Below are 11,518 nucleotides of genomic sequence, written 5' to 3' on the forward strand. Positions count from 1 at the left end.
GCTCCGAGTACGACACCGGCACCCACCAGCGCAGCCCCTACGACACCGGCGCACACACCCGCGACTACCAGTCCGGAATGCCCGGCCAGAGCGGAATCGGCGGACAGAACGGACTGCCCGGACAGAACACGCCCGGTGTTCCCGGTGGCTCGAACGCGCCGCTGTGGGGCGGTCAGGACGACTCGGGCGGCTTCGGCCAGCCGAGCCAGCCGACGGCGCCGGGCGGGGGTCACCACGCGGGTCAGCCCTCCCCGTTCGGACAGGGCCCCGTTCCTCCCGGACCGGGCGGCCCGGTCGGCGGCCACGGCGGTCCCGCCTACGGAGGGCCGCCCGCCTACCCGACCGGCGCCTACCAGGCGGACCAGCTGCGCGGTGAACTCCCGACCACGTTCCCGGGGCACACCCAGCAGGGCGACCCCTACGGTCAGCAGCCGCACGGAGGACAGGGCGGCTTCGCAGGACCGGACCACACCGACCCGATGAGGGGCGGGTTCGCGCCGCAGCGGCCCGAACCCGACTACGGTTACCCGCCGGTGGAGGGCTGGCAGCCGCCGCTTCCGGAGGGTGCCAACGGCCAGGGCGGACCCGGTCAGCAACAGGGCCAGGGCCCCTACGGGCAGGCGCCCTACGGCCACCCCGCCCCGGAGCAGGAACACTACGAGGGCGGCTACGAGGACGGCCGGTTCCGCTAGGTCTCCGCGGACCCTCCTGGCGCGACAGGCGCCATCACCACTTCACACCACCGAGGTGGCGGGAAACCCCCGCCACCTCGGGTTTTTTCTGTCCTGATTCGTCCCCGCGTACATGTGAAGTCGGGAAAATGGTCACCAAGAGCACAACAGCCCGTAACACACAGTCATTCTTGTTGACTACAGTTAGTTATTGACGAAGCACCCTTCGCGGTCTCGTCGTCGTGACGCGTTCAGCCACGTACCCCCCGTTCGGACTCTGCCGTCCCCGTGCGCCTACGCATACGCCTTGCCTGGTCCAACCCGAACGGAGTAACCATGCGCAACGACGCCCAGGGAGCACCACCCGGCCGACCGGAGACCACCTCCGAACGGCCCGGGACCCACACGGATCGCAAGGGGGTCGCCGCCGACTTCGGCGCCTCTCTCGTGGTCTTCCTGGTCGCCGTCCCCCTGTCCCTGGGGATCGCGGTCGCCTCCGGCGCCCCGCTGATCGCCGGAATCATCGCCGCCATTGTGGGCGGTATCGTCGCCGGTCTCGTCGGCGGATCGGTGGTGCAGGTCAGCGGCCCGGCCGCCGGACTGACCATCATCGTCGCCGACCTGATCATGACCTACGGATGGCGGGTCACCTGCCTGATCACCCTGCTGGCCGGGCTGGTCCAACTGGCCCTGGGCGCGTTCCGCATCGCGCGGGCCGCCCTCGCCGTCTCCCCCGCCGTCGTGCACGGCATGCTCGCGGGGGTCGGCGTCACCATCGCCCTCGCACAGCTCCACGTGGTCCTGGGAGGGGCCCCGCAGAGCTCGGCCCTGGCCAACATCGCCGACCTGCCCGAACAGATCGCGCACAACCACACCGCCGCGGTCGCGGTCGGCGTCATCACGATCGCGATCATGTTCGGCTGGAACCGGCTGCCCGCGATCGGCAAGGTCCGGCCGGGGATGATCCCCGCCGCGCTGGTCGCGGTGGGCACCGCCACCGTCATCGCCACCCTCGGCCGCTGGGAGGTCGAGACCGTGGCCCTGCCCGGCTCCCTCGCCGACGCCTGGAACGGGCCGATGCTGCCCGAGGCCGGGCAGTGGCACGGCATCGCCCTGGCCGTGGCGGCCGTCGCCATGGTCGCCAGTGTGGAGTCGCTGCTGGCCGCCATCGCGGTGGACCGGCTGCACAGCGGCCGCCGGGTCCAGCTCAACCGGGAGCTGTGCGGGCAGGGCGCCGCCAACACCGTCAGCGGTGCCCTGGGCGGCCTGCCCATCGCCGGTGTCATCGTCCGCAGCACCGCCAACGTGCGGGCCGGGGCCCGCAGCCCGCTCTCCACGATCCTGCACGGAGTGTGGATCCTGCTCTTCGTCGCGTTCTTCGCGCACGTGGTCGAGCTGATCCCGATGCCCGCCCTGGCCGCGCTGCTCGTCTTCATCGGCGTGCAGATGGTGTCCCTGGCCCACCTGCGCGACCTGCGCAAGCACCACGAGGCCAGCGTCTACCTGGTGACCCTGTTCGGCGTGGTGTTCATCGGACTGCTGGAGGGGGTGTTCATCGGCTTCGCGCTCGCGATGATCGTGTCGCTGCGCCGCCTGACCAAGCTCACCGTGGTCACCGAGGAGCGCGCCGGCCGGGTGCACGTGACCGTGCACGGATCACTCACCTTCCTGGGGGTTCCCCGGCTGGCGCACGTGCTGCGGACCATCCCCGAAGGGGCCAGCGTCGACCTGGACCTGCACGTGGACTTCATGGACCACGCCGCCTTCGAGGCCATCCACGCCTGGCGGGTGGACCACGAGCGCACCGGCGGCAGCGTCGACATCGACGAGGTCCACGAGAACTGGTACGCGCGCAGCTCCGAGAGGTCGGCCCCGGCGGCCAAGACCATCCCCAAGGGCCGCTGGTGGGCCCCGTGGGACATGCGCCGCGAGTCCGGCGCCGACCTGGCGGTGAACCCGCTGGGGCTGCTCACCGCGGGGGCCCGCGAATACCACGCCAGCACCGCGGACCGGATGCGCGCGGTGATGAGCCGCCTCTCACACCGCCACAACCCGACGGCCCTGTTCATCACCTGCGCTGACTCACGCGTGGTGCCCAACCTGATCACCGCGAGCGGTCCGGGCGACCTGTTCACCCTGCGCAACGTGGGCAACCTGGTGCCCCGGCACGGCAGCGCCGACGGTTCCGCGGGGGCGGCGGTGGAGTACGCGGTCAACGTCCTGCGGGTGCCCTCGATCGTGGTCTGCGGGCACTCGCACTGCGGGGCGATGCGGGCCCTGGCGGAGGGGGCGCACGAGGGACCCGTCGAGGAGGAGAGCTCGCACATCCGCCGGTGGCTGGCCAACGGACAGGGGAGCCTGCGCCGGGCCGGGGCGGACCACGGTGAACTGGCAGGGCTGCCCGCGTCGGAAGCCCTGCGGCGGCTGGCCCAGGCCAACGTGATCGAGCAGCTCGGCAACCTCATGGGGTACCCGGTCGTGCGCGAAAGGGTGGAATCGGGGCAGCTCACGCTGTCCGGGATGTACTACGACCTGGAGACCGCCAAGGTGCACCTGCTGGACGCCGAGACCGGGGAGTTCTCCCCCGTTCAGGGCGTCCAGGACGTGCCCGAGGCCGTGCCGCTCCCTCGCGAGGGAGCGGCCGAGGGTCAGTCGCTGGACGAGTCGTCGTCGGGTGTGTCGTCCCGTCCGTCCTGCTGAACACCTGAGGCCTGGTAGGTGGCGAGCAGGATGATCGCCACGATCGCCAGGATCGGCAGGCCGAAGAGGACCACCCAGAAGGCGGTGGAGTCGAACAAGAGTCACCCATTCCCGTGAACGCGGATGCCTGTCGGGCCGTCGACCCCGGTCGGCCCACGGGCGTTCGCGCTCCGGGGCTTCCGGGGTACGGAGCGCAAGGGTCAATCTACCGCCCCACAAGGCGATCCGGCCATCACCGTGGCGATTCAGGAATGTGTCCCCGAAGCCTTCCCGTCCGGCCGAAAGTGCCGCGAAACCCCCTGTACACATCGGACCGCGCACCCTAATCTCCAGGGGACCGAAGGAAACCATCCATTCCAGCCCCCTCCTTCGGCATTTTCCTTCACAGGAGACAAGATGTGCGAGTCCTGCACGGCGCCCGTCTCTGACCCCCGCGCCTGTGAACCCTCCTCCCCCTGGTCGCGCCGCGTGCTCTTCGGCACCGGACTGGGAGCGGTCGTGGCCCTGACCGGCCTGGGCGGCACCGCCGCGCACGCCGCGTCCGCGATGAACGCCTCCTGGTGCAACCCGGCCCTGGGCTACTTCCCCTCCGGCGGGCACTTCGGTGCTCCCCGGGGCGGCAGCACCCACGCCGGTCAGGACGTCACCAACAGCACCGGCACCGCCGTGTACGCAGCGGCCGCCGGAACCGTGGTCGGCCGTTCCTGGGGAGGCGGCCTCCCCGGCCGGACCGGCGAGGCCATCGTCATCTCCCACGGCAACAACGTGTACACCTACTACGGTCACCTGAGCGTCTACCGGGTCGCCCTCAACGCCCGGGTCAGCGCGGGCCAGCGCATCGCCGACATGGGGGCCACCGGAAACGTGACCGGCCCCCACCTGCACTTCGAGACCCACACGGGGCGCCTGGGGGGCATCACCAACCCGGTGCCGTTCATGCGGTCCCGCGGTGTGGACCTGGGCGGCGGCTGGCCGAGTGTCGACCCCGAGGCCAGAGGGGTGACGGTCTCCGTCATCCAGCACCTGATGACCCAGCGCGGCACATCCCTCGTGGCCGACGGGTACTACGGCCCGACGTCGGTCAACGCGGTGAAGGCGTTCCAACGGTCCAAGGGGCTGGTGGCGGATGGCCAGGTCGGGCCGAGGACCTGGCCCCACCTGGTGTACGAACTCAAGCAGGGTGTCCGCGACGGATCCCACGTGCGAGCGCTCCAGACCGCGATGAACAAGCGCAGCGCCGGGCTGGTGGTCGACGGCAACTTCGGGCCGGTCGTGAACACCGCCGTCCGCGAGTTCCAGCGGGTCAACCGACTGGTCGTCGACGGTGAGGCCGGTCCCCTCACCTGGCGGGCCCTGGTGGGCTGAGTGTGCCGCTCGGCCCCGGCCCGACCCGGGGCCGAGCACCCGGACAGCGGACCTGGGGGAAGCTGAAAGAGAGGGAGTCGGCCGGTAAGCCGGATTCTGTCGGTCTCTCGACCGGACGGTCATCCATCTGGGGCCGCCGTTGCCGACGACCTCGGTGCGGTCTACCCGCGGACTCGGGCGGGCCGCCCTCGAACATCCGCGCGGGAACCCGGAGGTTCCCTTTTTGACCTTGCTCCGGGTGGGGTTTACCTAGCCAGCCGGATCGCTCCGGCCGCTGGTGGTCTCTTACACCACCGTTTCACCCTTACCACCGCGAGCGGTGGCGGTCTGTTTTCTGTGGCACTGTCCCGCGGGTCACCCCGGGTCGGCGTTACCGACCACCCTGCCCTGTGGAGTCCGGACTTTCCTCGAACCCGCGCCGGGCGCGGGTCCGCGACCGTCTGGCCGACTCCCTCTGCGGCCCAGTCTAGCGGGCTCACGGGGGGCCGGAACCGCTACTGGTCCAGGTGTGCGGTGTCGTTGAGGGAGCGCACCACCTGGGGTCCGTCCGCGTAACAGTCCACCTCGGTCAGGCAGGCGGTGTCCAGGTGCATCCGGTACAGCGCCGTGATCGGCGCGAGCACGGCCTGCTGGACGGTGACCTTGATCGGGGTGACGTGGCTGACCACCAGGACCCGGCGGCCCCGGTGGCGTTCCAGCAGCGCGTCCCGTGCCGCGCCCACGCGGCGGGCCACCTCGGCGAAGCTCTCCCCTCCGGGCGGGCTCGCCTCGGGGTCCGCCAGCCACCGGTCGACTCCTTCGGGGTCGCGCTCGTGCGCCTCGGCGAAGGTCAGGCCCTCCCAGGCCCCGAAGTCGGTCTCCACGAACCCCTCGTCGGTCTCCACCTGGAGACCGAGGAGCTCGGCCGCGTACCCGGCGGTGTGCCGGGCACGCGACAGCGGGGAGGAGACCACCGCGTCGATCCCCCACCCGGACAGGCGCCGCGCGGCCGCTTCGGCCTGGGCGTGCCCCTCCTCGGTGAGGGGGACGTCACCGCGTCCGGCGAAACGCCGTTCGACGGACAGCGGGGTCTGCCCGTGGCGGAGCAGGACCAGGCGGGTCGGCTCGCTGTCCGGCGCGCCCCAGCTCATTCGGCGGCGGGGGCGTTGAGCCCCGACTCCTCGGTGCGCACCAGGATGCGGCGGCAGTCCTCGCAGCGAACCACCTCGTCGGCGGCGGTCGCGCGGATCTCGTTGAGCTCCACGGTGCTCAGCGCCAGCTTGCAGCCGTTGCAGCGGCCGTACCGCAGCGGGGCGGCGGCCACCCCGTCGTACTGGGACCGCAGCTTGTCGTACAGCTTCAGCAAGTCGGCGGGGATGTCCTCGCTGACCCGCTGACGGTTCTGGGTGACGCGGGTGCGGTCCCACTGGATCTCGGCGGCGGCGGTGTCCCGGCGAGCGGTGACCTCCGTGAAGCGGGCGACGGCCTCCTCGCGTTCCCCGGTCAGGCGCGTGACGTCCGAGCTGACGGACTCGGCCTCCTCCATGACCTCCAGGACGACCTCCTCCAGCTCGGCCTGGCGGCGGCCCAGCGAGGCGATCTCCGACTGGAGGTTCTGGAGCTCCTTGGCGTTGGTGATCTGCCCCGACTCCAGGCGCTTGGTGTCGCGGTCGGCGCGCGAACGCACCTGGTCGACGTCGCTCTCGGCCTTGCGCTGGTGGCGCTCGATGTCGGAGGCGCGGGTCTGGGCGGTGATGAGCTCGGCGTCGATCGCGTCGACCCGCTCCTTGAGCCGGGCCGCCTCGGCGATCTCGGTCAGGCTCCGGAGACGGTGGTCCAGGCGCTGGAGCTCGGTGTCGAGCTCCTGGAGGTCGAGCAGTCTGGCCTGAGCGGCGGGTTCGGCTTTCACTTGGAGTCTCCTGGGAATCGCGGTTGGGAGGCCGGGGAGGCCGCCCGCGCCCTGTGCAGTTGTGGTCGTCGAGGGGGTGCTACGCGTGTGGGAAGGTCCGTGACCAGGCATCCGTCACGGTGGTCGACACGCGGGTCTCCACGTTAGCCCCATTCGGGCCGCCCGTGCGCCGGAGGGCGTCGGCCAGGTGGGCGGCACCGTCGGCCAGCCACGGCCACTCGCTGGCGAAGTGGGCGGTGTCCACGAGTGCCGGGCCGCCCGGTTCCCCGACGAACTCCGAGGCGGGGTGGTGGCGCAGGTCGGAGGTGACGTAGGCGTCCACCTCGGCGGCGCGGGCGGCGCCGAGCAGGGAGTCGCCCGCCCCGCCCGAGACCGCGACGGTGGTGACGAGGCGGTCCAGGTCACCGGCCACGCGGACGCCCCCGGCGGTGGCGGGCAGCCCCTGGGCCACCCGGGCCGCGAAGTCCCGCAGGACCATGGGCTCGTCCAGCTCGCCGACGCGGCCGATTCCGCGCCGTCCCTCGGGGTCGGTGGAGTCGGGGTCCAGCGGTCGCAGCGGACCGGTGAGGCCGACAGCGCGGGCCAGGGCGTCGGACACCCCGGGTGCGGCGGTGTCGGCGTTGGTGTGCGCGGTGTACAGGGCCACCCCGGAGCGGATCAGGCGGTGCACGATCCGGCCCTTGGGGGTGTTGGCGGCGACACTGGTGACGCCGCGCAGCATCAGCGGGTGGTGCGTGATGATCAGGTCCGCGCCCCAGGTCACGGCCTCGTCGACCACCGCGTCCACGGGGTCGACCGCGAACAGGACGCGCTCCACCGGCTGCGCGGGGTCCCCGCAGACCAGGCCGACCGCGTCCCAGGAGGCGGCCCATTGGGGTGGGTAGACCTCCTCGAAGGCGGCGGTGACGTCGGACAGGGTGAAGGGCTGCGCGGTCGAGGTGCTCACGGGCACGAGACTAGCGCTCCGTCCGGACCGGCGGTCAACGGGACGGGCGCGGCAGAGGGGCGTCTCTGGTTCTCAGCCGTTCCGCGGGCTCGGCGGGTGCGCCGGTGTCGGGGGGAGGGCGCCGTCGCCCCGTACTGTCACAGCTCCAGGGGCTCCGCGCGGGTCCACCCGGCACCGGTCGGCACCGGGGTGCGACTCCACTTCCCTCCTCGACCGGTCCGTCGCCCGTTCCGCCTTGTGGGCGTCGACCGCGGCGTCTAGCGTGCGATGAGGTCGAGGGAAGAGGGTGCGTGCGGCATGCGGGACGCGACGGTCGAACTCCACGGGCGCACGGTCGCCTACACCGACATCGGCGACCCGGCGGGGACCCCGGTCCTGTACGCGCACGGCGCCCCGATGAGCCGACGCAACCTGGGCGACCAGGACGAGGCGTTCGCCGCCGCCGGGCTGCGGGTGATCACCGCCGACCGGCCCGGCTACGGCGGCTCCTCCCCCGCACCCGGGCGCACTCTCACTGGCTGGGTCGACGACGCGGCCGCGCTCGCCGACTCCCTCGGCGTCGACCGTTTCCTGGTGGCGGCGCACTCCTCGGGCGGGCCCTACGGTGTGGCCGTCTCCGCCCTGCTGCCGGAGCGTGTGCGCGGCACCGTCGTCCTGGGCGGGGTCACCGACTTCGCGTGGGAACCCGGCTGGGAGGGCTATTCCGAGGTCGAGCGGACCATGATGCGCCTGCCGGACGAGCGGGCCGCCCTGGAGTGGGGCGAGCTCCACCTGGGTTCCTCTCCGACCGAGTGGCCCGAACCCGACAGCCGGCTGTTCGCCTCTCGGTACGTCCCGCACCTGGCGGCCGCGGCCAAGGACGCGTTCGCCCAGGGTGTGGGCGGCTACACCCAGGACTCCTGGGTGCAGGGCCGCCCCTGGGCCTTCGACCCGGCGGCCGCGCACTCCCCGTTCGTCGTGGTGCACGGTGACGCGGACACGATCGTCCCGATCGCGCACTCGCGGCACACCGCGGGCCTGGTCCCGGGGGCCGAGCTTCGCGTGCTCCCCGGGCACGGACACGTCACCGTGCTGTGGGAACTCCCCGACCTGCTCGCCGAACTGCGCGACCGGTCCTGACCGGCCGGGCCGCGTGAGAACGCCGCGCCGAGTGGGACACCGCAGACCACGCCCACCCGCTGGTCGGCCCTAGAGTTGGTTCGCGATGAACAACACTGAGCAGAAGCGGCCCCGGACCCCGATCGGGGCGCACGTGCCCGTGGCGGGCGGCATGGCCACCAAGGGCCTGGCGTACGCACAGCAGATCGGCGCGGAGACCGTCCAGGTCTTCGTGTCCAACCCGCGCGGCTGGGCGACCAACGCGGGCGACCCGGCGCAGGACGCGAAGATGCGGGAGCGCACGGACCTGCCCGTGTTCGTGCACTCCCCCTACCTGATCAACCCCGGCGCCCCCAACGAGGAGACCGCCGAGAAGTCGCTGGTCTCCCTGGAGCACGCCCTGCGGCGCGGTGGGGAGATCGGCGCCCTCGGCGTGGTGATGCACACCGGTTCGGCGGTCTCGGGCGGGCGCGAGGCCGGACTGGAGCGGGTCCGTTCCCGGATCCTCCCCCTGCTGGAGCGGCTCGGCGACGACGTCCCGCCAGTGCTGCTGGAGCCGATGGCCGGGCAGGGCCAGGTGCTGTGCGCCACGGTCGACGACCTCGTCCCCTACATGGAGGCCCTGGACTGGCACTCCAACGTGGGCGTGTGCCTGGACACCGCGCACCTGTTCGCGGCCGGTCACGACATCTCGACCGTCGAGGGCATGCGCGAGACGATGGACCGCTTCGGCGAGGTGGTCGGCGCCGACCGGCTCAAGCTGATCCACGGCAACGACTCCAAGGCGCCCTGCGGCAGCAACAGGGACCGGCACGAGAACATCGGTCTGGGCCACATCGGCGCCAAGCCGTTCACGGAGCTGTTCCGTCACCCGGTGACCGCGGGTGTCCCCATCACCCTGGAGACCCCGGGCCCGGAGGGTCCGCACGCCGAGGACGTGCGGACGCTGAAGAAGCTGCGCGCCGAGGCCTGAGCCCACGCGCTCCGGTCCGGTCCCGTCGTGGGGGCCGGACCGGGGCGTCGGTAACCCCCGGTCACCCTTGGACCGGTCCGCTCTCCTGTTCGCTCACGGCGCGGTCACACAGGTCGGAGGTCTCGAAGATGGTGCGCACGTGGCACAGCACGACGAGACCGACGATCACCCCGCCCACCAGGTAGGGCAGGCCCAGGTCGATCCGGCCCAGCACCCCGCCGAGCAGCGCGCCCACCGGGGTGGCGCCCCAACCGACGGCACGGTGGACGTTGCCCGCCCTGGCCCGGATGCGGTCGGGCACCACGCTCTGGAAGAAGACCGAACCGGCGATGTTGGACACGGCCATGCACAGGCCCATCCCCACGAGGAGCAGGCCCGCCACGGCGGCGTGGGTGGTCACCCCCAGTCCCAGCAGGACGGCGGCCGCTCCGAGGTAGCCGCCCAGGAAGGCGGTGCGCCGCCCCAGCCGGCGCAGCACCCAGCCGACCACGAAGGTGCCCGACACCCCTCCGACCGCCAGCCCCGCGACGAGGACCCCGTACAGGGACGCGGGCAGTTCCAGGCGCTGACCGGCGTACAGGACCAGCACGGCCAGGCCCGTGTTCAGCCCGATCATGGTCCCGGCGTTGCACGCCGCCAGGCGTCGCAGCAGCCGGTCCCCGAAGACGTAGCGCAGCCCCTCCGCGAGGTCGCGCAGCGGGCCGCGTGAGGAGGCCTCATCCCCCTCCCGGGGTTCCTCCACCTGGTGGTCCAGGGGCCTTCGGCGCAGGATGACGACGACCGTGCCGACCAGCACCGCGCACAGGGCGTAGGAGACCATCGCCCCGGCCACGGGGATCACGGCGGCCACGGCGAACAGCACGGCGGCCACCGGGGCGGCCCCGAACTCCTGGGCGACCAGTCGACCGCCCTCCACTCGGCTGTTGGCCCGGTCCAGCAGCCTTCGCGGGACGAGCCGGGTGAGGCCGAGACGACTCGCGGGGTCGCTGATGGTCTCGCAGCACATCACCACGAACATCGCCGCGTACAGGACCCACACCGTGGCGTGTCCGCTGGCGAGGGCGACCGCCAGCAGTGCCACCGTGGCCGCGGCCACGGTGTTGGACACCACCAGCGCCCGCAGGCGGTCCACCCGGTCCAGCAGCACCCCGCTGAGGGGCGCGACGAGCAGCCAGGGCAGGAATCGGGCCACGGTGAGCCCGGCGACCAGAAGCGGGTCCCCGGTGAGGGTGGCCGCGAGGAGGGGGAGGGCGACGGCCAGGAGCCCGTCCCCGAAGTTGGTGGACACCCCCGCGGCCCAGAAGCGGTGGAAGGTGCCACTCAACCGTTCCCGCTCCGGGGCTCCGGGGACCTTCGGGGCGGGTGGAGTGGTGGTCATCGGTTCTCCTCATCGAACACGGGCCGCACGGCGGCCTCGGTCAGGGCCAGGTCCGCACGGCGGGCGGTCTCGGCTATCACCCGCCGGGACAGAAGAACGGTGCCGGCCATGATCACACCGCCCAGGAGGAAGGCCAGCGCGAGGTCGATCCGGCCGAGCAGTCCGCCCGCCAGGGCGCCGAGCGGTGTGACGCCCCAGCCGATCATCCGGCTGACCCCCGCGACGCGGCCGCGCACGGCGTCCGGGACCACGGTCTGGTGGTAGGGGCTCGCGGCGATGTTGGACACGACCATGCAGAAGCCGGACACCGCGAGCAGCGCGAAGGCCGAGTACGGCTCTCCGACGAGGGCCACGCCCGTGAAGCAGACGGCCATCCCCAGGTAGCCGCCGATCACGGACGTTCGTCTGCCGAAGCGGGTGATCACCCGGTCGGCCGTCAGACTGGCGAGGACTCCCCCGATCGCGGAGGGGGGCATGAAGGCCCCGAAGAACACTGCGG

Annotated in this window: 10 protein-coding genes, 1 other RNA gene and 1 pseudogene; 5 read left to right on the forward strand and 7 right to left on the reverse strand. The window is 72.3% G+C overall.

What is annotated here, in order from left to right:
• Window positions 1-692, forward strand: a pseudogene (locus D452_RS30720) (hypothetical protein); the annotation flags it as partial.
• A 315-nt stretch (window positions 693-1,007) separates the two neighbouring features.
• Complete coding sequence (locus D452_RS0115240; protein WP_017545016.1) at window positions 1,008-3,371, forward strand: SulP family inorganic anion transporter; 2,364 nt, start codon at window positions 1,008-1,010, stop codon at window positions 3,369-3,371.
• Here D452_RS0115240 and D452_RS30900 read toward each other — a convergent pair.
• Complete coding sequence (locus D452_RS30900; RefSeq protein ID WP_017545017.1) at window positions 3,320-3,469, reverse strand: hypothetical protein; 150 nt, start codon at window positions 3,467-3,469, stop codon at window positions 3,320-3,322. The two genes, D452_RS0115240 and D452_RS30900, sit on opposite strands and share 52 nt — an antisense overlap.
• Before the next feature lie 298 nt (window positions 3,470-3,767).
• Here D452_RS30900 and D452_RS0115250 point away from each other — a divergent pair, with 298 nt between their 5' ends.
• Window positions 3,768-4,736, forward strand: coding sequence for a peptidoglycan-binding protein (locus tag D452_RS0115250; protein WP_017545018.1), 969 nt, complete (start codon window positions 3,768-3,770; stop codon window positions 4,734-4,736).
• 69 nt (window positions 4,737-4,805) lie between these two features.
• Here D452_RS0115250 and rnpB read toward each other — a convergent pair.
• From rnpB to D452_RS0115265, 4 genes are all read right to left on the reverse strand, one after another.
• Window positions 4,806-5,188: RNase P RNA component class A (rnpB, locus tag D452_RS29270), an RNA gene on the reverse strand.
• A gap of 42 nt (window positions 5,189-5,230) precedes the next feature.
• Entirely contained in the window at window positions 5,231-5,866 is a 636-nt protein-coding gene (locus tag D452_RS0115255) for a histidine phosphatase family protein (protein WP_017545019.1), read from the reverse strand.
• Window positions 5,863-6,624, reverse strand: a complete 762-nt coding sequence (locus tag D452_RS0115260; protein ID WP_017545020.1) for a zinc ribbon domain-containing protein — start codon at window positions 6,622-6,624, stop codon at window positions 5,863-5,865. Before D452_RS0115260 ends, D452_RS0115255 begins: the two co-directional genes overlap by 4 nt.
• A 79-nt stretch (window positions 6,625-6,703) precedes the next feature.
• Window positions 6,704-7,576, reverse strand: a complete 873-nt coding sequence (locus D452_RS0115265) for a Nif3-like dinuclear metal center hexameric protein (RefSeq protein ID WP_017545021.1) — start codon at window positions 7,574-7,576, stop codon at window positions 6,704-6,706.
• A 291-nt stretch (window positions 7,577-7,867) separates the two neighbouring features.
• On the opposite strand from D452_RS0115265, the gene D452_RS0115270 reads away from it, so the two are divergent.
• Window positions 7,868-8,689, forward strand: a complete 822-nt coding sequence (locus D452_RS0115270; protein WP_017545022.1) for an alpha/beta fold hydrolase — start codon at window positions 7,868-7,870, stop codon at window positions 8,687-8,689.
• Between the two features lie 85 nt (window positions 8,690-8,774).
• Window positions 8,775-9,641 carry a deoxyribonuclease IV gene (locus D452_RS0115275; RefSeq protein WP_017545023.1) on the forward strand — a complete coding sequence of 289 codons (867 nt, stop codon included), beginning with the start codon at window positions 8,775-8,777 and terminating at the stop codon, window positions 9,639-9,641.
• 61 nt (window positions 9,642-9,702) lie between these two features.
• Here the strand turns inward: D452_RS0115275 and D452_RS0115280 are convergent, their stop codons facing one another.
• Together D452_RS0115280 and D452_RS0115285 are read right to left on the reverse strand one after the other, a co-directional pair.
• The gene (locus tag D452_RS0115280; RefSeq protein ID WP_017545024.1) at window positions 9,703-11,019 is read right to left on the reverse strand and encodes an MFS transporter; all 1,317 of its coding nucleotides are present in this window, start codon (window positions 11,017-11,019) and stop codon (window positions 9,703-9,705) included.
• Window positions 11,016-11,518 (reverse strand): MFS transporter (locus D452_RS0115285; RefSeq protein WP_040693916.1); only part of this gene is annotated, 503 nt, incomplete at its 5' end. The genes D452_RS0115285 and D452_RS0115280, both read right to left, overlap by 4 nt.

The sequence above is a fragment of the Nocardiopsis prasina DSM 43845 genome (genome assembly GCF_000341265.1).
In the GTDB taxonomy this organism is placed as follows: domain Bacteria; phylum Actinomycetota; class Actinomycetes; order Streptosporangiales; family Streptosporangiaceae; genus Nocardiopsis; species Nocardiopsis prasina.